The sequence below is a fragment of the Pseudomonas sp. IT-347P genome (assembly GCF_949768005.1).
Taxonomy (GTDB): domain Bacteria; phylum Pseudomonadota; class Gammaproteobacteria; order Pseudomonadales; family Pseudomonadaceae; genus Aquipseudomonas.
Window position 1 is genome coordinate 1 of sequence record NZ_CATKPQ010000010.1, and the last position, 23,713, is coordinate 23,713.

A 23,713-nucleotide genomic window follows, 5' to 3' on the forward strand; every position below is an offset into this window, starting at 1 on the left:
ATTAAATTCCGAAACCCCAATTGCGAAAGCAGTTGGGGTTTTGTTTTAGTAGAAGTACCCGTTTTTGCTGGCTTGTTACCGTGTTGACGGGCCAGATACAGAATTTCTTGACGACCATAGAGCGTTGGAACCACCTGATCCCATCCCGAACTCAGAAGTGAAACGATGCATCGCCGATGGTAGTGTGGGGTTTCCCCATGTGAGAGTAGGTCATCGTCAAGATTGAATTCCGAAACCCCTGTCTGTTAACGCAGACAGGGGTTTTGTCATTTCAGGATCCGGCAAATTCGACGATCAAACCTTTTTACGTGCCTTGCTGACACGTCGAGCTTGCCATTTGCGCCACCAGATGTAGACGCCAGTCCCCGACAATCCTGCAATCAAAACACCCAGCCCCGCGATCATCACTTGACCTGTAACCCCAAAAATCCGTCCGCCATGTATCGGCAACTGCAACCGGTAGAACTGTTCCCCCAACGTTCCCTGTCCTGCAATTTCCTGCCCTAACAAACGCCCATCCGTACCGTGAAAGAACAACCAGGATTTACCGTGCGCCTCAGTATCGTGCTGTCCAAATCCGGCGCCGTAAAAGTTGTACTCAAAGCTGTAATACAACTCCCCGATCACCGCCGTCAGCCCTAGCCTTTTCCCTTCCTGTAATGCCCTTTCGTACGCCTGTTGATAACTTAGCTGCGTCACCCCCAACTCATCGACAGGCATTCGCCCTCGGGCTTCATAGACGCTCGGTTCAATCGCTGAGAACAACGACACCGCAGGCTTGAACACCTGGCTCGGCAGGTTCATGGCCACGCTGCTGACGGCGATTGGCAATAGCAACAACCACAGCCATAACCCTCCGGCTCGATGCAGATCGAAGTTGAGCCGATAGGCATGCCCCCCTTTCACCCTCCAGGCTGTCGACCACTTCTTCCAAAACGGCTTACCCCGTGGCAATGTCAGCCAAAGCGCAACGAAGCAATCGATCACCCAGGCAATGGCCACCAGGCCCATCAACAACAATCCCCAGTTACCCGGCAACGCCAGGTTGTAGTGAAATTCCAGAATGAATGGGACAAAATTCTCCCGCTGAAAACAGCATTCTCCCCAATAACGCTGACCCTTCTGCTCAGCACTTACCGGGTCCAGATAGAGCACCTGATTGCGCTCAGAGAATGGCTTGCCGGTCGCCGGATCATTACGCGGGACCATCGCAAGCAACGCGGTGTGTCCAATCTCGCTGGGATATTCCATGTACCAGACCTGTAACTTCGGATGCGCGGTCTGCACAGCATCGACCAATGCCCCCGGTGGCAGTCGCTCACCCACGGCAGAGGCCGCATAAAACTCCGGATTCAACCACTCATCCAGCTCATGATTGAACGCCAGAATGCTTCCGGTAATCCCCGCCAGCAGCAAAAAAACCGCCGTGGCCAAACCGATATAGCGGTGTAACAACACCAAAAAAGCACGCATCAGCATTTCCCCACAGAAACGACAAAGCCAGCCCCTGAAACATCAGAGGCTGGCTTTTTTATGAACAGGATAAAAGGCTCAGAACTGGTAGCTGAGCGTCGCCGCCACGTTGCGCTCTTCGCCCATGTAGCAGAAGTTAAGACTGGCGCAGGAGGCGACGTAAGACTCATTGGTCAGGTTGTTCGCGTTCAGACGCACATCGACACCCTTCAAGCCAACCTTGCCCAAGTCATAGCCAATCGAGGCATCGAATAGCGTGTAGGAAGGCACTTTCATAGTGTTTTCCGCATCGGCCCAGCTATAACCGACATAACGCACGCCGCCGCCCAGTCGCAGGCCATCGAGCGCTGCACTGTCGAACTTGTAGTCCGCCCACAACGACGCCATATGGCGCGGCGCCTGCGTTGGTGAATTGCCTTTGTTCTCGATCACGTCGGTCGGCGTGCTCAAGGTGCTGACCATCGACTTTGAATATTCAATGTCGGTGAAGGTGTAGCTGCCGAGGACTTTGAGGTTGTCGGTCAGCTGCATGTGTGCATCCAGCTCCAGCCCTTGCGAGCGCACAGCACCTACCGCGCGATAGAAGTTTTCCTGCGGAAGCTTGGTCGCCAGATTCTCCTGATCGATGCGGAACAGCGAAGCGGTGAAGAGGTTGTCAGTGCCCGGTGGCTGATACTTCAAACCGACTTCCCACTGTGTGCCGTCGGTAGGCGCTAAGGGATTACCGGCGCTGTCGGCATAGGAGTTCGGGTTGAACGACTCGGAGTAGCTGATGTACGGCGCCAGGCCGTTATCGAACAGATACAGCGCGCCAGCACGGCCAGTGAGTTTGGTGCGCCGATCATTGATTTCAGTGCCGACCGGACGTCCGGCTTCAGCGATACGGTTTTCGTCCGAGGTCTCGACCCAATCCTGGCGAAGGCCCAGCGAGAAACGCCATTGGTCCATCTCGATCAGGTCTTGCAGGTAAACCCCGGTCTGCTCCAGACGCCGCAGGTAACTGGTCTCGCCATACATATCGATCGCTGAGTTGCCATACACCGGATTGAACGCATTGATCGGCGCGAGACCGCCGCTGGTCCAGTCAACCACGGTTTTGCGCCGCTGATAGTCCGCGCCCATTAGCACCGTGTGTTTGGTCGCGCCGGTGAAAAATTCGGCTTGAAGCATGTTGTCGACGATGAACGCATGCAGGCGTTCATCACCGCCGGTGTAGTAGCGGTTCAATTCGTTGCTGGTCGGCGAGGTCCAGCCATAGGCGTAAACCTGATCCATGTTCACTTTGGAGTCGAGGTAACGGAAGTTCTGGCGCGCGGTGAAGACATCGTTGAAACGATGTTCGAATTGATAACCGAACGATTGCTGATCGCGCGAGTAACCATCGACGCCCGGCTCACCTTCGAAGAAGTGCGGTGAGATACGGTTGCCATTGCGCTGATGAATCGTGCCATCGGCCGGTACGCCGCCATGGTAGCCGCCGTCCGGATCATGTTGCAGATAAGCCTGCAGGGTCAGCGACGTGTCTTCACTGAAGTCGATGCTGAGGGTCGGTGCGAGGGCGAAGCGCTTTTCCTTGTTGTGGTCGAATTGCGTGTCGGACTGATCCGTTAACCCGGTCAGACGATAGGCTATATGCTTGTCGTCATCGACCGGGCCGCTGAAGTCAAAACCGAGCCCACGCTGGCCCTGATTGCCGACCGTGGCTTGTACCTGATGGTAGGCCTCGTAGAGCGGTTTCTTGCTGGTCAGCGCGACCAGACCGCCGGGCGAACTGCGGCCATACAGCACCGACGACGGTCCCTTGAGAATGTCCACGCGCTCGAGGAAATACGGATCGACCTGCAGGGTGCTGTAAGTGCCACTGTCGCCCATCGACTTGAGGCCGTCGAGGTAGATGTTGTCGACCGAGCCGTCGTTGAAACCGCGCATCGCCACATAGTCATAACGATGAGTCGCGCCGTAGGGGTTGGTCAACACGCCGGGTGCATAGCGCATGGCCTGGGAAACGGTTTGCGAGCCTTGGTCGTCCATTTGCTCGCGAGTGACCACCGACACGCTTTGCGAGGTTTCCAGCAGTGCCGTACTGGTTTTGGTAGCGATCTGGCTGTGGGTGGCGTTGTAGCCCTCCATGCTGCCCAAGGCGTTGCCGAGGGCGAAGCCTTTGATGTCGGTGGTCGGCAGGGCGAGTGCTTCGGTTTCCGCGAGCGGACGCAGGATATAACTGCTGCCATCCTGGCTGACGGCTTCGAGACCGGAGCCGCCGAGTAAATGGCTCAGCGCTTGATCAGTCGAGTACTCACCTTGTACGCCCGGCGATTGCCGCCCCTGAGTCTGCTGTGGGGTCATCGACAATGTGATGCCCGCCTGACGGGCAAACTGATTCAGCGCCTCACCCAGAGGGCCGGCGGCAACGCTGTAACGATGGCTGACTGCATTGACGGCGGAGTTATCCGCCATGCTCAAACCGGGCATCACACCTACGCCCAGTGCAGTTGAAAACAGCGCCGCCCGAACAGCTTGGCGCAGCAGTCCCGATTCGGCAGTGAAATTCGGAGAGTTCTTACAGGTGGCGCGGACAGTCATTGTAGGTTTCCGTAGGAAGTCGCAAACGCTTGAGTTGAAGTGCTTACTGACTAAGCCGGACTGGCTGTGAAAACCCGCCAAAATAAATTCAGGCGAGGCGTTCCAGCGTCACCCACCAACGCGTGCGGTAGCGCAATTGCACCGGCAAGGTCTGCGGCAGAATCGCCAGCAGCTTGTCGGTGTCTTCCAGACGGAATACGCCGGACAAGCGCAGGTCAGCCACCTGCGGCGCGCAGTTCAGAAAGCCCTGCCGATAGCGGCTGACTTCGCTGAGAAAATCGCCCAGACGCATGTTGCGCGTGACGATCAAACCATCCGCCCAGGCACCGGCATCCATGGCCAGCGGCGGTGCCGGGCGAACTTGATGGTCATCGATCAGATAACTCTGCCCGGCCAGTACTTCCACCGACGTGCCGCCGGAGCGGATGGCAACCTGGCCATGGGTGACGCTGAGCCGAGTGCAGTCTTGTTCCTGACGCAGGATGAAGCGCGCTTCTGCAGGTTCATAAGTCCCGTGACGGTTTTGTACCCGCAAAGGACGATCGGAGAGTGCCCCCTGATCAGCGCCGCCACAGGTGACGATGATCTCGCCGCGAGTCAGTTTGATCAGCCGCTGCTGCGCGGTGTAGTCGAGATCCACGGCACTGGCGGTATTGAGTTCGATCCGCGTGCCATCCGGCAACTGAAAGCCGCGGCGCTCGCCAGTTGCCGTAGCGTAATCGGCACTCCATTGCTGCCACGCAGCCGTGTCTTTGGCCAGCCAGGCGGCCGAGCCCAACAGCAATGCGCCCGACAACAGCTTCAATGCTTGTCGCCGACCCAACCCCTGCGCACTGTTTTCCAGGGTGTTGAACGCCACGTGTGCACCGGGCACCGATCGCAGGTTATTGCTCAATTCAGCTTGCAGCGACTGCACCCGTTGCCAGGCCAGCTCATGCTCATGGTGTTCGGCACGCCACTGCTCGCACTGGCGGGTCAAACGTGGGTTGCCATGGTTGTTGCGCAAGCGCAGCAGCCAATGGATGGCTTGTTTGACCACGTGCTGCCGGGGTTCGACGCGACGGCCGAGTGAGACGTTATCCACAGGCATCAGCTTTCGTACCGCAGCAGGTAGCAGTGATACAGCGCATCGGCGACGTAACGTTCGACCGAGCGCAACGACAGGCCCATCTGCGCGGCGATCTGCTTGTGGGTCAAACCTTCGCACTGCGCCAGCAGAAACGCCTGACGTACTTTCGGCTTCAGTCCTTCAAGCATCCGCGCAATGCTCTCCAGCAGTTCGATCACGAGCGCCCGGGCTTCGGCGCTCGGGGTTTCAGCTTCGGGCAAATGCGCGATCGTTTCGAGATAGGCGCGTTCGATTTCTTCGCGACGCCATTGGTCGATCACCAACCCCCGGGCGATGGTTCGCAGAAAGGCGCGGGGCGCCTTGAGTTCGAGGCGTTCGGTGCGTTGCAACAAGCGGACGAAAGTGTCCTGAGCCAGATCCGCCGCATCCGCCGCGTTGCCCAGCCGCGCACGCAGCCAAGCGTTGAGCCAGCCGTGATGACTACTGTAAAGCGCCTGTATTGCCAACTCAGGTGATGACATGAACGCGGACGTCACAAATGATAATTAGTCGCATTGTCATCAAGGGTTACAGAATTTGCAACCGCCGCTCGAACATTGCTCCTGAAAAATATCGTGGCGAACGCTCTGGCACGCCGTTCGGCGGGAATCCCGCAGAAATGTCATCCATTTCCTGTGCGCCCCTAAGATTTCTCCGACACGTGCCGACAGACTGGTGAGACATGCGTGCACCAAATCAGAGCAGCCGTCAGAACGCTGCCTGCGCTGTACATGGAATGTTGCATCCGGAACGCATCCCCACTTTTGGCATAAGAAGTCCCATGAAATGAATCTCAAGTTCAGCCATAAAATCCTGTTGGCCGCCTCGGGCGTCGTGGTCCTGGCGTTCGCGCTGTTCACCCTCTACAACGACTATCTGCAGCGAAACACCATTCGCCAGAACCTTCAGTCCTCTGTGCAGCAGGCCGGTGATCTGACCGCCAGCAGCGTGCAGAACTGGATGAGCGGGCGCATTCTGGTGCTGGAAAACCTCGCGCAGAATGTCGCGCATCAGGGCAAGGACGCCGACTTCCCGGGCCTGGTCGATCAGCCGGCCTTCACCTCGAACTTCCAGTTCACCTACGTCGGCCAGGCCAACGGTGTGTTCACTCAGCGCCCTGACGCGAAGATGCCGGACGGCTACGACCCGCGTCAGCGCCCTTGGTACAAGCAAGCCGTTGCGGCGGACAAAACCATGCTGACACCGCCCTACATGGCCGCGGTTGGCGGGCTGGTGGTGACCATCGCCATGCCGGTGAAAAAGAACGGCGAACTGCTTGGTGTGGTCGGTGGTGACCTGAGCCTGGAAACGTTGGTGAAGATTATCAACTCGGTGGACTTCGGTGGCCTTGGCCATGCGTTCCTGGTCAGCGCCGACGGTCAGGTGATCGTCAGCCCGGACAAGGATCAGGTGATGAAAAACCTGAAAGACATCTATCCGAACACCAGCGTACGCATCGAGAAGGGCAACCAGAACGTGGTGCTCAATGGCCAGGAACGTATTCTGTCGTTTACCCCGGTCAGCGATCTGCCGAATGCGCAGTGGTACATCGGTCTGTCGATCGATCGCGACAAGGCCTACGCAGCACTCAGCCAATTCCGCACCTCGGCACTGATTGCTATGTTCGTGGCCGTGGCCGCTATTGCCTTGCTGCTGAGCCTGTTGATCAACGTCCTGATGCGTCCGCTGACCACCATGGGCCGCGCGATGCAGGACATCGCTCAGGGCGAGGGCGACCTGACCCGTCGCCTGGTGGTCGAGAGCAAAGACGAGTTCGGTGAGTTGGGCAGCGCATTCAACCAGTTCGTTGAACGGATTCACGCGTCGATTTCCGAAGTGTCTTCCGCCACCCGACATGTGCATGATCTGTCGCAACGCGTGATGGCGTCGTCCAATGCTTCGATCATCGGTTCCGATGAGCAAAGTGCGCGCACTAACAGCGTGGCTGCGGCGATCAACGAATTGGGCGCGGCCACTCAGGAAATCGCCCGCAACGCCGCCGATGCTTCGCAGCACGCCAGCGGCGCGAGTGAACAGGCCGATGACGGTCGTCAGGTGGTCGAGCAGACGATTCAGGCGATGACCGAGTTGTCGCAGAAGATCAGCCTGTCGTGCACGCAGATCGAAACCCTGAACGCCAGCACCGACAACATCGGCCACATCCTCGATGTGATCAAGGGCATCTCGCAGCAGACCAACCTGCTGGCACTCAACGCCGCGATCGAAGCTGCGCGTGCCGGTGAAGCCGGGCGTGGTTTTGCCGTGGTGGCGGACGAGGTGCGTAACCTTGCCCATCGCACCCAGGAATCGGCCGAAGAGATCCACAAAATGATCACCTCGCTGCAGATCGGTTCGCGCGAAGCGGTGACCACGATGAACGCCAGTCAGGCGTCCAGTGAACAGAGCGTGGAAGTGGCCAACCAGGCCGGTCTGCGTCTGGTCAGCGTGACTCAGCGTATTGGTGAAATCGACGGCATGAACCAGTCGGTGGCAGCGGCGACCGAAGAGCAGACCGCCGTGGTGGAAACCCTCAACGTCGACGTTAACCAGATCAACCTGCTGAACCAGCAGAGCGTGGCCAACCTCAATGAAACGCTGAAGGATTGTGATGCGCTGTCGCAGCAGGCCAATCGCCTGAAGCAATTGGTCGACAGCTTCAAGATCTAATTTTCAGATTGAAGACCGCGTTATCGTTCTTCGCGAGCAAGCTCGCTCCCACAAATTGACCGCGTTCCTACAGAAGGAATGCAATCAAAATGTGGGAGCGAGCTTGCTCGCGAAAGCGGTGGTGCATTCACCGCAAAGCCGAAGCCTTAAACAAACAGCTTCAGCACATTCCCCATCGCATCATCCGCAAACCCCTGCACAAACTCCTTGAACCCCGGCAACGCTTCCTCACCGCCCGAGGCCGGCTCGGCAATGATCGTCCACGTCGCCCGAGACTTACCCGCGCCCAGCGATTCGACATTCATCGCCGCCCACAGATTCGCCACCCCCAACGTGTTGTAAATCGTCGTCCAGGTCATGCTCCTTGCCTGCTCATCGCGGGAGTTGAGTTGCTCGACCACCACGTTGCCGTCCTTGAAAAATTTCTTGCGCAGCGAAGACACGCCGTCGCCGGTCATTTCGATGTGCGACAGCGCCGGAATGAAACGGTCGAAACCGCCGAAATCGCCTACCACCGCCCAGACCTGCGTCGCGTCTGCCGGCACTTCTACCGAAGACACAACGTGGCAGCCATGGGGGTTTTTGATCAGGGTATCGGGTTGCAGAGTGCTCATGGTGTTGCTCCTTTTGTTGGATCAGATGAAGTTGATTTCTTTCAGGTAGTCGCAGCCACGACGCAGCAGCGCCGGGGATTTCTGCGGGTAGTGCGCGCCCATCTGCTGCACGCCGGCTTCAGCGTTGGCGTGGCCGATCAGGGAGATGTCGCCGATGTCTTCTTCAAAGCCGTTGAGGTAGAAACCGAGCACGCCGAACAGCGCGTTGTCGGCGTCGACCCGGCCCAGTTGTTGCTGCCAGTCGGCGACGCTGACCAGCGCGAACTCGCTGCCGGTTTCGCGGAATGAAGCGACGTAGGCGTCCCAGCTCAAAGGCTCGGGGTTGTGCAGGTTGAACACCGCACGCTCCGGCGAATAACGGCTGGCGTGGAAGGCGATGAAGCGGGCGAGAAAGTCCACCGGCATCAGGTCGAAATTCAGCGCGAAAGCCGGCACCTGACCGAGCTGGATCGAGCCCTTGAGCATCAGCATCAAACGGTTTTTGTGCGGCTGACAAACGCCGCTCAAGCTGTTGAAACTGATGTTGCCGGGGCGATACAGATTGACCCGCACACCACGCTCGCGCGCTCGTTCGAGGATGCGCTCGCCGACCCATTTCGACAGGTTGTAGCCGTTGCGGATGTAGATCGGCGGCGTTGGCGCGGCAGGCAATTCCAGCACTCGTCCCGCGTCGTCGACCGTACTTGAAGCCGACAGCGTCGAGACAAAATTGAAGACCTTTTTGCTCTGCCCTTCGCACAAACGCAGCAGGGCAAAAATCGGCTCGACGTTGTCCGCCGCCAGCGACTCGTAATCGAGGACGTGATTGACGTTGGCGGCGTTGTGCACCAGCGCACCAAACTCGCGATCGAGGCGTTGATAGGCCTCGTCGTTCAGGCCCAGTTGCGGGCGGGTAATGTCTGCCGCGTAAACCCGCACACGACTCAGATCCAGATGCTCCAGGCGGTTTTCCCGCAGTGACTCGGTAAAGCGCTGCGCCGCCGTTTGCCCGCCACCCTCGCGCACCAGACACGCCACTTCGCTGGCGCCCCAACCGAGCAGCGCCTCGACGATGTGCACGCCGACAAAGCTGTTGGCGCCGGTGACGATGACCTTGTGCACATCGCCCATGCGGCTGATCGGCAGCGGTTCGATATCCAGCGCGCGCTCCGAGTCGGCCATGGCCTGGGCACTGAGCACCGCGCTGTCATCGGTGCCACGCACCAGCGTTGCGAGTTTGATGATGGTCGGCAGTTCGATGAAGCGATTGATCGAGATGCTGCGGCCGAACTCCTCACGCAGCCGCAGCAACATCCGTGACAGCAGGATCGAGTGACCGCCGAGATTGAAGAAGCTTTCGTCGGTGGAAATGTCGCTGGTTGGCAGCTCCAGCAGCTCCGCCCAGATCTCCAGCAACAGCGTTTCGTCGGCATTCGCCGGCAGGCATTTGGGCCCGCTGTCCTGCACGCTCACCGGCAGTTGCAGCAGTGCTTTGCGGTCGACCTTGCCGTTGCTGGCGAACGGCATGTTCGGCAGTTCAGTCCACGCCACGGGTTGCATGTAGTCGGGCAGAAACTGTCGGGCGTGGGCCTTCAGCGCTTCGCGCGCGGTGTCCGATTGCGGCTGGGCGAGGAAGGCGAGAATGCGCCGCTGAGTGTCGATCACCACTGCGATTTGCCGGTACAACTGGCTCTCGCGCAGGCAGCGTTCGATCTCTTCCGGCTCGACCCGGAAGCCGCGAATCTTCACCTGATTGTCGCGCCGCCCGCACAGTTCGATACCGTGCGCGCCCCACTTGGCCATGTCGCCGCTGCGATAGGCGCGCAGCGTTTGGCCGTCCGGCAAATTCAGGCTCAGATAACGCTCGGCGGTCTGCTGTGGGTTGTTCAGATAACCGAGGCAGACGCCGGGGCCGACGATGAACAATTCGCCGACGGTGTTCTGCGGCACCGGTTGCAAATCGTCATCGAGAATCAGCACCTGACTGTTGGCAATTGGCGCGCCTAGCGTGCGATTACTGTCGCCGGGTTTGAGTTGCCGCGCAGTGATCAGCACCGTGGCTTCGGTCGGGCCATAGAGGTTGTGCAGTGTGCCTTGGCGGGTCAGTTGCTCAATCACAAACGGCTCGCAGACATCGCCGCCGGTCATCACCTGCACGCCTTGCAGTTGCTCCAGCGGCAGGATGCTCAACAGCGCCGGTGGCAGGAACGCGTGGGTCAATTGCCGGCGGCGGATCAACGCGACCAGTTGCAGCGGATCTCGCCGTTGCGTGTCGTCCGGCACCACCAGTTCGGCCCCTTCGAGCAGGGTCGGAAAGATGTCGATCAGTGACGAATCGAAGCTCAGCGAGGAGAACTGCAAAACCCGACTCTCGGCCTGCAACTGCACGTAATCGGCGTACCACGCGGTGAAGTGTGCAAGGTTGGCCTGACTGAGCAACACGCCTTTTGGATGCCCGGTGGTGCCCGAGGTGTAGAGCGCCATGCACGGAGCTTCAAGTTCGGGGTGGCGGCGCATCAGCGGTTGGTTGAGATCCGCGTCGGCGCTGTCGATGCGACTCACGTCCAGCCCCGGCATGGTTGCGCTGAGCGGATGCTCGCCGTCATGCAACAACAGCAGCGCGCCGGCGTTTTGCAGAATGTACTGCTGGCGCTGCAATGGATGGCTCGGTTCCAGCGGCAGATACACCGCGCCGCTGCCAAGGATCGCCAGAATCGAGGCGAACAGCGCCGGGCTTTTCGGCAGACAGAGACCAACGACCCACGGTTGCGGATGTTGCTCGAGCAAGGGCAGCAAGCGCTGTTGAATGGCGCGGCTGTGGGCGTGCAATTGCCGATAGCTGATCGACTGTTCAGCGAGGTGCAGCGCCGGTCGTCCGGCGTGGCGGATCAGGCTTTGTTGCAGGCGCGCGATCACCGGGACCTGCGCCTGTTCCAGCAGCGCGGGGGCGGCCGTTTCATTGAGGCGATGGACGTAAGCCAGGCTGTCGAGAAACAGCAGGTTTTCCATCCGTTCGAAATCCGGCGCCGTCACTGCAGAGGTCTGCTGGAGATAATCGGCGTCGCGGGAGACGCGACTGACCAGCAACGCGACTTCATCCACTACCTGCGCCAGAACCCGTTGACGCAGCGCTTGGCCGTTGCCGGACGGCTCATCGCCGACCGGCACGCGGCTGATCAGTGACGAGCCAAGGAAGCACAGCAAATCGAGTGTCGGCAAACCGGCCGCGCTTTGCACGCCGACACCCAAACGCAAATGCAGGTGCGGGATTGAACAGAAATCGCCGGCGCCGATAAAACCATCGTCGATGATCAGATCGACCGTCGACGCCGCAATCCCGCTGCGCTGCAAGGAGTGACCGTGTTGTTCCAGTTCCTGCGCCAGGTCGGTCATGGCCTGGCTGGTGCCAATCAGCAAAATGTCGAGACGTTTCATGTCGGCCTCCTCATCAAACCAGGTAATCGCGCAGCGCGTGCTGCACGCACGGCGTGTCGAGCAGCGAGCTGTTGTGGAAGAACTTGACGATGTTGCCCACCAGCGGGTGGTGGCGATTGATCGGGAACGCCAGTCCGCTGATTTCATCCCTGAGCGAGCGCCGTGTGGCCTCGCTGACCGGCAACGCGGCGATCAGGCGCAGGTCGAAGGATTGCTGAATGTCGTTGGTCAGGTAATGGCCGATGAACACCGGCAGAATCTGCGCGATGGTTTCGCGATCCGCTGCGCTGGCGGTGTGCCAATAGATGCGCACCATCCGCGCCCAGAAACTGGAATGGCGGCCCTCGTCAAGCAAGTGGTCGGCCATCAGGCCCTTGATCGACGGTTTGACCGTGTCATCGCGGGCAAACGCGGCAACATCACCGGTCACGGTGTTTTCGGCGATGGCCACGCAGATCAGTTCCACCGCGCTGCGCAGGTGTTCCGGTGCCAGCGCGACGGCGGCGGGAATGGCCCGGCTCAGTTCGATCTGATCGGGCAACTGAATGGGTTCGATGCCGGTCATCGCAACGGTTTGCTGCATGAAATCCATCGCCACCAGGGCGTGGTAATCCTCGTCGACCACCACGGTCATCGCGTCGTAACGACAGGCAAACGGGAAGGCCACGGCGAAGCGATTCTTGGCGATGCTGCGCGCGGTCTTGTCGACGATCTCAGTCTCGAAAATCACCACGTCGTTGATGAACTTGTACAGCGTCTGCACCAAGGCGAAATCACGCTGTTGCGGGCACTCGCGCAGGAAGGTGTCGCTAAGCACCAGCGGTTGGCGGCTGAGCGGATAGATCAGGCGTTCGTCGTCTTCCAGCACGCGTCGCGGCCGGGTGCGGATGGTCGCGCGGTTCTCCCAGGCATCGGCAAAGGATTGATAGTCGGCGGCGTTCATTGGGCCACCTCCGCCAACGGCGCGCGCATGCTCAGGCGCAGGCCGTCCCACAAGGCGATGCGGCTTTCCACAGCGGCAATGGCGCTGGCGTAGACCTCGGCTTCACGTTGCGGGTCGCCGTCGACCAGGCGCTCAAGCAGGTGTTCCGCCGCTGGGCCGTGATCTTCGGAGTCGACCTCGATGTGCCGTTCCAGGTAATAGCGAAAGGTCGGCGCCTGTTCGATGCCAATGCCCCAGTCGTCGAGGATGCGCTGGAACATGGTCGGGATCACGCTTTCGCGACCATGCAGGAACGCCGCCGCCACGCTGTGTCCCGGTGCGTGCAGAGCGGTGCGCAAGGTGTCGCGGACAAACTGCGCGGCGGCCGGATCAACCTCGACGCTTTGTAGCGCGACGTCATAGCTCACGCCTTCCTGTTGCAGGGCGACAAAATGCTCTACGGCAGTGGTACTCGCGCCGATTTCGCGCATCGCATCCAGGTACAACTCGAAATGGCTGTAATGCCCTTCAGTCAGACGGTCATCCGATTCTTCGCCGAGAACGATTTCGTTGATCAACCGGGCGGCATGAGGATCACGCGGCGGCAACCATGGCAATCGGGTGCAGGTCAGTTCCTGCTGCAGGCGTTTGGTCAGCGACATGAAATCCCAGACGGCAAACACGTGGGTTTCCATAAAACGACGCAACACCGACAACGAGGTGATCTCGGAAAATATCGGGTGAATGCTAAGTTCGGCTTTCTTCAGGGCGAGTTGGTTCTTATTGGGCATCATGATGTCCTTTATCGTTGATGTGAAATGGAACTGCTCTGGCAACTGCGCAAACAATGGAACAACGGCTTATTTGTTTTCTGTCGACGGACGACAGCCTTCCTCCTCACAGGTAAGTGCGTATGGGGATATAACTTTGTCATGTCGTCATGTCTGCCCATAAGCGCTGCTGCGCTGCCGCAGGCATTGGGCTGCTGTCGGAATGAACGGTGAAGTTCAAACTTGGCGAGGAAAAGCTAATACACCGGCAAAGTACTTAACAAGTGTTTTTTAATTATTTTAAGTTTGCTGTTTCTTGAAGTTGAGTTGACCCAATAAAACTGTTTGCTGAAGTTTTATTTGGGCGTAGTTGCTCCTTTCGGCGAATAATGGCCAAAATTGGTCAACAAGAGTGAATGCCTCACTCGAAGCAACTTTTGATTAATAAGAATTGAATGATTAAAAGGGGCGAAAGTTGGCCGTGACCCCGCGCCATGACTTCCTTTTTCCCGTGGCAAGGCTCCTTCCGTAGGTTCCTGGTGCGGGGACTGCGCCGGCAGTGCGGCGCGTCGCCCGTTCTTTGTGGGGTGGCGGTTCAAGAGTGCGGGTAAATTTGCGCCACGGCTATTACCGATTCATCAACGGCCAGGTGCGAATTTCGGGCTGAACGGCGCAGGAAGATTAGAGCGGGCATGCGGATCCGCCCACCCGAGGGCCGGCAGATCGCTGGAGGATTTGTAAGCGGGTTATTCGCGGGAGGCGCGCCTTCAGCGCGCGGCTTGTCGGCTTTGCGCGGCGGGTGTGGCGAGATAGCGGGTGATCACGTCGACACCACGATTGAGGTGCTGCTCAAGGAGTCTGATCGACAACTCAGTGTCGCGATCCTGCACGGCTTGCAACATTGCCCGGTGATCGTCCTGAGACAATTCGCCCAGGCCCATGGCCTCAAGGTTGAAGCGCAGAAAACGCTCTTCTTCATTGAGTCCGTCTTCGACCAGGCGCAGCAAGCGTTTGTTGGGCGCCTTGTTGTACAGGGCCATGTGGAACAAACGGTTGAGCCGGCCGATTTCCGTGTAGTCGTGCTGTGCCTCAAGTTCTTCGATGTAGCCGGCTGCGCGTGCGTGATCGGCAACGGTCAGTAGCGGAATCGACTGACGCATGGCTTCGGATTCGAGCAGGATGCGCAGTTCGTAAGTTTCGGTGGCATCCCCCTGAATCAACGGCGCGACGACGGCGCCTTTGTGCGCGGTCACGCTCAGCAGTTCCTGGGCCTCGAGCTGGCGCAACGCTTCGCGCACCGGCATGCGGCTGACACCGAACAAATCGGCCAGATCCTGCTGGCGCAGCGCCGTGCCACAGGGCAGACGACCATCAAGGATCGCCGAGCGCAGGGTTTCTTCGATCACCGACCGGGCCAGATGCGCAGGAATCGGTCCGTCGACTTTAATGCTGTGCAGCGGTTTGGGCTTCTGTGTCACGACTACGCACCCTGTAGGTCGGCTTGATTTGGATCCAAATGACACTAGTGATTGCTCTACAGCTTGTCAAACCCTGTAAAACATTGGTGTGCCAACTGCAGTTTAGCGTGCCGCCGATGATCTCATGGTGCCATTGTTTTTTGCCCGGCTAAGCTTCACCATCAAACGCTTTCCCTCCTGCCCCTGGAAACCTGCTGTGGCGGTACGTTTCGCGATCCCCCGGAGCCTGCGCTGGCTAGGCTGCGCACTGCTGCTGGCCAGCCTTATGCTGGGCGGCCTGCATGCCGATTGGGATTTTTCCACGATCAGCCGCAAAGCCACGGCACTGTACGGACCGCTGGGTGCCGGGCAGCAGCGCATCGATGCCTGGCAGAATCTGCTGGCCACGCAGAAACAAGTCAGCGAGATGGAAAAACTCAAAGTGGTGAACCTGTTCTTCAACAAACAGGTGCGCTACGTCGAAGACATCGATCTGTGGCACGAGGTCGACTATTGGGAAACCCCGATCGAAGCATTATGGAAAGGTGCCGGCGATTGCGAAGACTATGCGATCGCCAAGTACTTCAGCCTGCGCCACCTCGGGGTTTCCAGTGACAAGCTGCGCATCACCTACGTCAAGGCGTTGCGTCAGAACCGCGCGCACATGGTCCTGACTTACTATGCCACCCCCGATGCCATGCCGCTGGTGCTCGACAGCCTGATCGACCCGATTCAGCCGGCATCGCAGCGAACCGATTTGCTGCCGGTCTACTCTTTCAATGCCGAGGGGTTGTACCTGCCGGGGGCCAAGGGCAACAAAAAGGTCGGTGATACCAAACGCCTGTCGCGCTGGCAGGATGTCTTGAAAAAAATGCAGGCCGAAGGTTTTCCGGTCGAGACGACTAACTAGGAGCACGCGCTCAGATGTCTTTGTTCAAACAGCTGTTGATCGCTATCTGTCTGTTCCTGGTGGTCGCCTTCACCGGCAGCTTCATGGTCAGTCTGGAGAGCTCGCGCACCCAGTACGTCAACCAGTTGCGCTCCCACGCGCAGGACGCCGCGACGGCGCTGGCCTTGTCGCTGACGCCGAATATCGACGACCCGGCCATGGTCGAGTTGCTGGTCAGCTCGATTTTCGACAGCGGTTATTACGCGAGCATCCGCGTGGTGGATCTGAAGACTGACCAGACGATTGTTGAGCGCAACGGCATTGCGGCCGTCACCAATGTGCCGGACTGGTTCGTCAAACTGATTGGCCTGGAACCTGCTGGTGGCGACGCGCTGGTCAGCCGTGGCTGGGAACAGGCGGCGCGGGTCGAAGTGGTCAGCCACCCGATGTTTGCCGTGGCCAAATTGTGGCAGAGCGCGTTGGGCAGTCTTGGCTGGCTGCTGATCTGCGGTGCGATCAGTGCCGTACTCGGCGCGTTGCTGTTGCGTCGGCAGCTGAAGCCGCTGGATTACATGGTCCAGCAATCCCACGCCATCGCCCGCCGCGAATTCCTCAGCCTGCCGGAGTTACCACGTACGCCTGAGTTGCGCCGCGTGGTGCAGGCGATGAATCAGATGGTCGAGAAGCTCAAGGCGCTGTTTCAGGAGCAGGCCGAGCGCAGTGAAAAACTGCGCGCCGAGTCCTATCAGGACAATCTCACCGGTTTGGCCAACCGGCGCTATTTCGAGATGCAGTTGAACAACCGGGTGAGCAACCCGGAGCAGGCCAGTTCCGGTTACCTGCTGCTGTTGCGGGTCAAGGATCTGGCCGGGCTCAACCAGCGTCTGGGTGGTCAGCGCACCGATGAATTGTTGAAAGCAGTCGGCGAGCAACTGTCTCGCGAGTGTGCCAAATACCCGGAAACCCAGAACCTCGTCACCCGTATTCGCGGCGGCGAGTTTGCCGTGCTGGCGCCGGGGCTGGTCCGCGAGGAGGCGCTGCAACTGGCACAGAACCTCGACAGTGCCTTGAGCAGTCTGCACGCCACCGGCGCTACCGACGTGGCTGCCGTGGCGTCGATCGGCCTGGCGCCGTTCACTCACGGCGATTCGCCGCAGCAGGTGCTGACGCTCGGCGATCAGGCGCTGGCGCAGGCTGAGGGGCAGGGCGAACAGAATTGGGCGTGCATTGATCAGAGCCTGACGGCGGATGTCGGCGACGATCACCACGCCTGGCATCGCTTGCTCGATCAGGCCCTCAGTCAGCAGCGTTTCGAGCTGTATTTCCAACCGGTGGTGGCTGCCGCTGACACGCAACTGGTGTTGCATTACAAGGTGCTCTCGCGCTTGCTCGATGATCAGGGCCAGACCATCCCGGCCGGGCGTTTTCTGCCATGGCTGGAGCGCTTCGGCTGGACCGCGCGGCTGGATCGCCTGATGCTTGAGCGCGTGCTGGAGCAGATGAAGGAACATGAAGATTCGCTGGCGCTGAACCTGTCTTCGGCGACCCTGGCCGATCCGCAGGCGTTGAACAAAGTGTTCGAGATTCTGCGTGCGCATTCCAACCTGGGCGAGCGTCTTACCCTGGAGATCGGCGAAGAGCAGTTGCCCGAACAAGCGGTGCTGGAGCAGTTGACCCGACGCCTGCGTGAGCTGGGCTTCTCACTGAGCCTGCAGCGCTTTGGTGGCCGTTTCAGCATGATCGGCAACCTGGCGCGGCTGGGGCTGGCGTACCTGAAGATCGATGGCAGCTACATTCGCGCGATCGATCAGGAGAGTGACAAGCGTCTGTTCATCGAAGCGATCCAGCGCGCGGCGCACAGCATTGACCTGCCGCTGATTGCCGAGCGAGTCGAGACGGAAGGAGAGTTGTCGGTGATTCGCGAGATGGGCTTGTATGGGGTTCAGGGGCAGTTGTTGGGTGAACCGAAGCCTTGGCGGTGAGTCATCGCAAAAGCATCCCTCACCCTAGCCCTCTCCCAGAGGGAGAGGGAACTGATTGGGGGATATTCGGGAGATACGCCGACGTGAACGATTTGCGCTGAATCCATAATCGACTCGATTTCTCAGGTCGATGTATAACGCCAGACACCTCGGTCGGCTCCCTCCCAGAGGGAGAGGGGACTGATTGGGGGATATTCGGGAGAAACGCCGACGTGAACGATTTGTGTTGAATTCATAATCGACCCGGTTTTTCAGGTCGATGTATGACGCCAGACACCTCGGTCGGCCCCCTCTCCCTCTGGGAGAGGGCTGGGGTGAGGGTCCCTGGATTCTGGACAGATCAGATTAACCCGCCCTCATCCTCATCGATCAACTGGCTCAACCCGCCCAGCGCTTCACGCGCCTGGGTCCGGTCCATCAGTTTGGCCTGGGCCGCCGGTGGCAGGTCGGTGACGCGGATCACGCCTTTCTGGGTCAGCACCTGAATCAGGTCGTCGAGTACCCGAATCATTTCGAAGTCGCTCTGCTTGAGCTGTTTCAGGCTGGTTTCCACCACTTCATTGGCGAACCAGGCCTGGATTTCATGGCTGTCGGCCGGCAGCGTTTCCGTGGCCTCGGCATAGGCCGCGGCTTCCACGCGAATCAACAGACCTTGCGCATCGCGTTGCACGTAAAACATTGAGCATCCCTCAGAAATGAACCAGCGTCATGCTGTCAGCAGCATAGCCAACTGTGCGCGAGTATGCGGTGCGGCGACGCAATCGTCACCGGTCCGCACAGCGTAAACGTGACGGCCGCCCATCAGGGCGGCCGTTTTGTTCACGTATCAGCTGTTGTTGTGATCGACTTTGATGGTCGGGTCGCTGCCGGCAATCAGGTTGTGAAGGTTGGCGCTCGACCAGTTGTTGCCTTCCAGTTTGATCGTCACGTCCGGGGTTGCCGCAGCAGCGTCGCCGGAGTTGAACTTGCCCGCCGAGCTGACTTGCAGCGATGACGTACCGTCGACCGTGGTGATTTTCAGGAAGTTGTCGATGGTGCTGCCGGTTTCGCCCTGCAACAGATCACGCAGATCGATACGGTCACCTTCGCTGGCCTTGAAGTCCTTGATCACGTCGTTGCCGGTGTCACCCGCCTTCCAGACGAAGGTGTCGGCACCGGAACCACCGATGAGAATGTCATTACCCTTACCGCCGATCAGCGTGTCGTTGCCGGTGCCGCCGAGCAGAATGTCATTGCCTTTGCCGCCATCGAGCCAGTCGTTGCCGCCCGAGCCGAAGAGGATGTCATTGCCCGCGCCACCCAGCAGGGTGTCGTTACCATCATGCGCGCCGGAGACATCGAACGCCTGATAATGCTCGGTGATGTACTGGTGCACATTGCTGGTGGTGACTTTGCTGACCTCGACGCCGGTTTCCTTGGCGACGAATGCCTGCATCGCCTGGTAACCCTCGCCGGCAATGCCATTGAAGCTCACCAGGTCGCCGAACAGGATGTCGTTGCCGTCGCCACCGTTGACCGTGTCGCTACCCGGCATGGTTGCTTCGGTGTGACCGATGATCGAGTTGGCCAGATCCTTCGGATCGATGTTGGTCTGCGGCGTTTTATCCGAATCGTAAGGCTTCAGATCGCTGAGGCTGACATCGTTGTTCAGGCCGATAGCCTCGACATTCGACAAACCGCTGAGCAAAGCAAAGCCACTGGCCGAGTTGCTGGTCGTCGACGAGTTGGTGCTGTTACCGGTACCCGCCAGGCTCGACAGCTCATAGGTGCCGTCGCCCTGCGCGTGGATGGTGCCCAAGTTAGTGCCGCTCCAGCCCCACCACGAACTGTAGGTTTGCAGGGTCACGGTGCCGGCGCTGTTGATCGTCAACGCGTGGGTGTTGTCGATGTAAGTGCTGAACGTGTCGCCCGGCTTGTAGTTGCTGGTTTTCACCACATCGTCGAGCTTCACGTTGCCGTACAGCGTCGGGTTGGTCTGCTCGCCGCTCTGGTAGTAGGTCGGCTGGCCGTCGGTGATGAAGTACGTGAGGTTCTTCGCGCCGGTGTTGGCCACCGCGTCAGCGCTCTGGAACCAGTTGGCCGTGGTCTTGAACACGTCCTCGTAGTTGGTGCCGCCGCCGGAGGCCATCGAGTCCAGCACCGCTTTGAGCTGGGTCAGCGCGTTCGGGTCGTTGAGGTTCACCGACACCGATTTGTTGACCTGGGTATCGAAGTCGACCAGGAAGATATTCACCGTGCCCGAATTGCTGCCGCCCAGGCTCTGCTTGAGGCTGTTGAACACCGAGGTCAGCGAGTCTTTGGCCGCGCTGAGCGACGACGCGCTCATGCTGCCGGAGCTGTCGACCATGAACGCGATGTTGTAGTTGGTGCCCGGCACCACGGTCAGACCACCGATGTCGGCGACGATGATGTCGTTGCCATCGGTGCCGGTGACGGTGTCGTCGCCCGAGGTCGCGACCACGGCGTTGTAGACCGCCGGCACCACGGTGACCGGTATGGTCGCGGTGCTGCTGGCCGAGCCGCCGACCATCTCGGTGGAAGTCGAGGTCACGGTCAGGTTGAACTGGCCGTTGTAGTACGGCGGTGGCGTTACGGTAAGGCTGCCGAGGTTCCAGCCGGTGACATTGGCGTCGCCGCTGCTGGCGGTGACGGTGAACGTATGCCCCGCGCCATCGCTGAGCACCGAACCCACCGGCGCGCCGCTGATCTTCACGCTCAGGGTTTCCGAGCCATCGGTATCGGTCAGGGCGGTCGATATCGCCGACAGTTTCACCGTGGTGCCTTCGGCGCCGGTGTTGAGTTTGTAACCGTCGTAATAGCCTTCGCCGTTGCTGCCGTGCAGATCGGAGACGGTCACGCCCGAGTTCACCAGATCCTGCACGCCGGTGTAGATCGGCACGCCGGCGCTGCTCAGGTCGATCGGCGTGCTGCCGTTGACCGACAGGTTGACATCGTAGCTGCCCGGGCCGCTCTGGTTGTGGTGGTAGATGTCCAGGGTGTAGTAACCGCTGGTGGTCGGGGTGAACGAGCCATTGATGGCGCCGCCCGCGCCCCAGGTACCCGACGCCACACTCTTGCCGCCAATCGTGATCAGCAAGCTGTCATCGGCGATGCCGCTGAAGGTGTAGGTCTTGCCGGCTTCCAGATAGATCAGGCCCGAAGTCTTCGACGCCGTACCGGCGGTCACGCTGCCATCGGACTGCACGTTGGTGACCGAGCCACTGGAGTTCGGAGTACCGGCGCCGTCGATGACGTTTTTCAACGTGGTCGAATCCGCGCCATTGCCGTTGGTGCCCAGGCCCGACAGGCCGGTCCAGACTTCCTTGATCAGGCCGGTGGACTTCACGCTGTTGTCGGCCACGCTCACGGTCGGGGCATCCGCCACTGGCGTGATGTCGATCTTCACGGTGCCGGCGTTGCCCAGCAGTTGGCCGTCGGTTGGCTGGAACTTGATCTGAGCGTAGTCCGCCTGATTGTTGCCCACACCACTGCCGCCGTAACCGTTGACGCCCGACTCGTTGGCATCCGGCAGGAAGCGCAGTTTGCCCGCGTCGATGTCAGCCTTGCTGAAGGTCTGGTTGTTGGCGACGTCTTTCCAGGTTGAACCATCCAGGTACTGCAGTTTGCCTTCGCCCGGCAGCTGGGTGATTTTGATACCGAGGCTGCTGGCCGGGCTGTCGACGTCGGTGACGCCGAAGGTCGACCAGCCGAGTACCAGCGGCGTGTCTTCAGTGCCGGTGACATTGCTCGGTGCAGCAACCGGTGCGTCGTTGACCGCCACCACGTTGACCGTAGTGGTCGCGGTGTTGGAGTAGTTGCCGCCATCGGTCACGGTCACGGTGATGATCCGCGGCACGGTGCTCGGGTTTTCACTGCTGTTGGTGAAGTTGATGTTCTTGATGGCCTGCATGTAATCGGCCAGCGACGCGTTGCCGGACAGCGTCAGCGTGACGGTGCCGTTGGTGCTGTTGGCATTGATGGTGATGCCGTTGACGCTGTTGCCCAGGTTCAGCGCATCGCCGTCCTGACGGTTGGTCAGGACCACGGTGGCGCCAGTGAGCATGGTGCTGTCCGGGTCGGTGATGCTGATGTCGGTGTCGGCAATCGACACACCTGCACCCGGAGTGTTTTCGGTGAAGGTCACCTTGTAGTCGGCCCCGGTCGCGCCGCTGGAGTTATTGGCGTCCAGGTCGAGCACGGGCGGCGCATCGTTGTCGATGATCGAGGTGCTGACGCTGCCATTGGTGCTGCTGACCGCGAGGTTTTCGAAGTTGCCACCGGTGGCTGAATCGATCTTGACCACGAAGTTTTCGGTGCCCTCGGTGATCTTGTCATCGATGGTAGCGACGTTGAACTGCGCGCTGCTCGCACCTGCCGGAATCTTCACGGTGTACACGCCGGTGAAGTCCGAACCGTCGGCGGCGGTGCCGCTGTAGACGATTTTCAGGGTCACTTCGGTCTGCGCCGGGTGGTTCAGGCTGACCGTGTAGCTCGCGGTCTGGCCTTCGGTCACCGAGGTGCTGCCAGTGATGCTGACGGTGGTGGTGTCGATGGTATCGGTGACGTTGGTCACGGCTGGCGTGTTGTTGGTCACCAGATTTTCGAAGCCACCGCCGCTGGTGCCAGTGATAGTCGCCTGCACAGTGCCGGCGTCTTTGTAGACGTCGTCAGCCGGAGCCGGAACGGTTACGGTGCCAGTGGTTTTGCCAGCGTCGATGGTGATCACCGAACCGTTGCTCAGGGTCACGGTGACCGGACTGCCTGCGGCGTTGCTCAGGGTTGCGGTGTAAGTGATCTGGCCACCTTCGGCCACTGTGCCGGTCGCGGACAGCGACAGGTTGGTGGTGTCGACGGTGTCGGTCACGGTGGTGCTGACCGGGGTTTTGTCGGCCACAAGGTTCTCGTAGTTACCGCCCGTCACGTTGGTGATCGAGTTGGTCAGCGGCGCGTGACCGGTCAATGCATCGTTTGGCGCTGTGGTGGTCGCAGTGCCCGTGGTCTGGCCGACACCGATGGTGATGGTCTGACCGTTGGCCAGTGTCACCACAACCGGCGAACCGGTTACCGGAGCACCGACAGTTGCGGTGTAAACGACGTTGCCACCTTCGGCTGCAGTAGCGGTTGCCGTCAGTTTCACGGCTGTGGTGTCGATGGTGTCGGTGACGCTGGTCACGGCCGGAGTCGTGCTCGGCACCAGGTTTTCGAAGTTGCCACCGGTGGCGGTGCTGATGGTCGCCTGCACGGTGCCGGCGTCTTTGTAGACGTCGTCGGCCGGGGCTGGAACGGTCACGGTGCCAGTGGTTTTACCGGCGTCGATGGTGATCACGGCGCCGTTCGACAGGGTTACGGTCACTGGTGAGCCAGCGGCGTTGGTCAAGGTTGCGGTGTAAAGGATCGAACCGCCCTCGGCTACGGAGCCGGTCGCGGACAGCGACAGATTGGTGGTGTCGACGGTGTCAGTGACGCTGGTCGAAACCGGTGTCTTGTCGGCTACGAGATTTTCGTAGTTGCCGCCAGTGACGTTGGTGATCGAGTTGGTCAGCGGCGCGTGACCGGTCAACGCATCGTTTGGTGCGGTAGTGGTCGCAGTCCCCGTAGTCTGGCCAACACCAATCGTGATGGTCTGACCGTTGGCCAGGGTCACGACAACCGGCGAATCGGTGACTGGCGCGCCGACAGTTGCGGTGTAGACAACGTTGCCGCCCTCGGCTGCAGTTGTGGTTGCAGTGAGTTTTACGGTGGTGGTGTCGATCGTGTCGGTGACGCTGGTCACGGCCGGAGTCGTGCTCGGCACGAGGTTTTCGAAGTTGCCGCCGGTGGCGGTGCTGATCGTC

General features: G+C 59.8%; 13 protein-coding genes, 1 rRNA gene and 1 pseudogene. 4 read left to right on the plus strand and 11 right to left on the minus strand.

Going from position 1 to position 23,713, the window contains the following annotated elements; all coding sequences use genetic code 11:
* Positions 1 to 106 precede the first annotated feature (106 nt).
* Positions 107 to 222 (plus strand): 5S ribosomal RNA (gene rrf / locus ACM6IV_RS04060).
* Positions 223 to 294: 72 nt separating this feature from the next.
* Here the strand turns inward: rrf and ACM6IV_RS04065 are convergent.
* From ACM6IV_RS04065 to ACM6IV_RS04080, 4 genes are all read right to left on the minus strand, one after another.
* Positions 295 to 1,473 carry a PepSY-associated TM helix domain-containing protein gene (locus ACM6IV_RS04065; protein ID WP_414868825.1) on the minus strand — a complete coding sequence of 393 codons (1,179 nt, stop codon included), beginning with the start codon at positions 1,471 to 1,473 and terminating at the stop codon, positions 295 to 297.
* Positions 1,474 to 1,551: 78 nt separating this feature from the next.
* Positions 1,552 to 4,056, minus strand: a complete 2,505-nt coding sequence (locus ACM6IV_RS04070; protein WP_414868826.1) for a TonB-dependent siderophore receptor — start codon at positions 4,054 to 4,056, stop codon at positions 1,552 to 1,554.
* Positions 4,057 to 4,144: 88 nt separating this feature from the next.
* Positions 4,145 to 5,146 carry a FecR domain-containing protein gene (locus ACM6IV_RS04075; protein ID WP_414868827.1) on the minus strand — a complete coding sequence of 334 codons (1,002 nt, stop codon included), beginning with the start codon at positions 5,144 to 5,146 and terminating at the stop codon, positions 4,145 to 4,147.
* Complete coding sequence (locus ACM6IV_RS04080) at positions 5,146 to 5,646, minus strand: sigma-70 family RNA polymerase sigma factor (protein ID WP_414868828.1); 501 nt, start codon at positions 5,644 to 5,646, stop codon at positions 5,146 to 5,148. The genes ACM6IV_RS04075 and ACM6IV_RS04080 overlap by 1 nt, the downstream gene beginning before the upstream one ends.
* Positions 5,647 to 5,950: 304 nt before the next feature.
* Between ACM6IV_RS04080 and ACM6IV_RS04085 the strand changes: the two genes are divergently transcribed.
* On the plus strand, positions 5,951 to 7,831 hold the full coding sequence (locus ACM6IV_RS04085; protein WP_250608309.1) for a methyl-accepting chemotaxis protein: 1,881 nt from the start codon (positions 5,951 to 5,953) through the stop codon (positions 7,829 to 7,831).
* A gap of 146 nt (positions 7,832 to 7,977) precedes the next feature.
* On the opposite strand, the gene ACM6IV_RS04090 is transcribed toward ACM6IV_RS04085, so the two are convergent.
* From ACM6IV_RS04090 to ACM6IV_RS04110, 5 genes are all read right to left on the minus strand, one after another.
* Positions 7,978 to 8,445 (minus strand): SRPBCC family protein, encoded by a 468-nt coding sequence (locus tag ACM6IV_RS04090; protein WP_414868829.1) that lies wholly within the window; start codon positions 8,443 to 8,445, stop codon positions 7,978 to 7,980.
* A gap of 21 nt (positions 8,446 to 8,466) precedes the next feature.
* Positions 8,467 to 11,859: a non-ribosomal peptide synthetase gene (locus ACM6IV_RS04095; RefSeq protein ID WP_414868830.1), complete on the minus strand. Its 3,393-nt coding sequence runs from the start codon at positions 11,857 to 11,859 to the stop codon at positions 8,467 to 8,469.
* Positions 11,860 to 11,872: 13 nt separating this feature from the next.
* Positions 11,873 to 12,802: a diiron oxygenase gene (locus ACM6IV_RS04100; protein WP_414868831.1), complete on the minus strand. Its 930-nt coding sequence runs from the start codon at positions 12,800 to 12,802 to the stop codon at positions 11,873 to 11,875.
* A complete protein-coding gene (locus tag ACM6IV_RS04105; RefSeq protein WP_414868832.1) occupies positions 12,799 to 13,572 on the minus strand; it encodes a DUF3050 domain-containing protein in 774 nt (257 codons plus the stop codon). Before ACM6IV_RS04105 ends, ACM6IV_RS04100 begins: the two co-directional genes overlap by 4 nt.
* Before the next feature lie 746 nt (positions 13,573 to 14,318).
* Entirely contained in the window at positions 14,319 to 15,029 is a 711-nt protein-coding gene (locus ACM6IV_RS04110) for a GntR family transcriptional regulator (RefSeq protein ID WP_414868833.1), read from the minus strand.
* Between the two features lie 196 nt (positions 15,030 to 15,225).
* On the opposite strand from ACM6IV_RS04110, the gene lapG reads away from it, so the two are divergent.
* Together lapG and lapD are read left to right on the plus strand one after the other, a co-directional pair.
* The gene (lapG, locus tag ACM6IV_RS04115) at positions 15,226 to 15,918 is read left to right on the plus strand and encodes a cysteine protease LapG (protein WP_414868834.1); all 693 of its coding nucleotides are present in this window, start codon (positions 15,226 to 15,228) and stop codon (positions 15,916 to 15,918) included.
* 14 nt (positions 15,919 to 15,932) lie between these two features.
* A complete protein-coding gene (gene lapD / locus ACM6IV_RS04120; protein ID WP_414868835.1) occupies positions 15,933 to 17,879 on the plus strand; it encodes a cyclic di-GMP receptor LapD in 1,947 nt (648 codons plus the stop codon).
* Positions 17,880 to 18,219: 340 nt separating this feature from the next.
* On the opposite strand, the gene ACM6IV_RS04125 is transcribed toward lapD, so the two are convergent.
* The gene (locus ACM6IV_RS04125; RefSeq protein WP_007918987.1) at positions 18,220 to 18,558 is read right to left on the minus strand and encodes a hypothetical protein; all 339 of its coding nucleotides are present in this window, start codon (positions 18,556 to 18,558) and stop codon (positions 18,220 to 18,222) included.
* A gap of 147 nt (positions 18,559 to 18,705) precedes the next feature.
* Positions 18,706 to 23,713: pseudogene (locus ACM6IV_RS04130) on the minus strand (LapA family giant adhesin); the annotation flags it as partial.

Excerpts from the sequence above, each read along its gene's own strand:
- ACM6IV_RS04065 (WP_414868825.1), bottom strand. The coding sequence starts at position 1,473 with ATGCGTGCTTTTTTGGTGTTGTTACACCGCTATATCGGTTTGGCCACG.
- ACM6IV_RS04070 (WP_414868826.1), bottom strand. The coding sequence starts at position 4,056 with ATGACTGTCCGCGCCACCTGTAAGAACTCTCCGAATTTCACTGCCGAA.
- ACM6IV_RS04075 (WP_414868827.1), bottom strand. The coding sequence starts at position 5,146 with ATGCCTGTGGATAACGTCTCACTCGGCCGTCGCGTCGAACCCCGGCAG.
- ACM6IV_RS04080 (WP_414868828.1), bottom strand. The coding sequence starts at position 5,646 with ATGTCATCACCTGAGTTGGCAATACAGGCGCTTTACAGTAGTCATCAC.
- ACM6IV_RS04085 (WP_250608309.1), top strand. The coding sequence starts at position 5,951 with ATGAATCTCAAGTTCAGCCATAAAATCCTGTTGGCCGCCTCGGGCGTC.
- ACM6IV_RS04090 (WP_414868829.1), bottom strand. The coding sequence starts at position 8,445 with ATGAGCACTCTGCAACCCGATACCCTGATCAAAAACCCCCATGGCTGC.
- ACM6IV_RS04095 (WP_414868830.1), bottom strand. The coding sequence starts at position 11,859 with ATGAAACGTCTCGACATTTTGCTGATTGGCACCAGCCAGGCCATGACC.
- ACM6IV_RS04100 (WP_414868831.1), bottom strand. The coding sequence starts at position 12,802 with ATGAACGCCGCCGACTATCAATCCTTTGCCGATGCCTGGGAGAACCGC.
- ACM6IV_RS04105 (WP_414868832.1), bottom strand. The coding sequence starts at position 13,572 with ATGCCCAATAAGAACCAACTCGCCCTGAAGAAAGCCGAACTTAGCATT.
- lapD (WP_414868835.1), top strand. The coding sequence starts at position 15,933 with ATGTCTTTGTTCAAACAGCTGTTGATCGCTATCTGTCTGTTCCTGGTG.
- ACM6IV_RS04125 (WP_007918987.1), bottom strand. The coding sequence starts at position 18,558 with ATGTTTTACGTGCAACGCGATGCGCAAGGTCTGTTGATTCGCGTGGAA.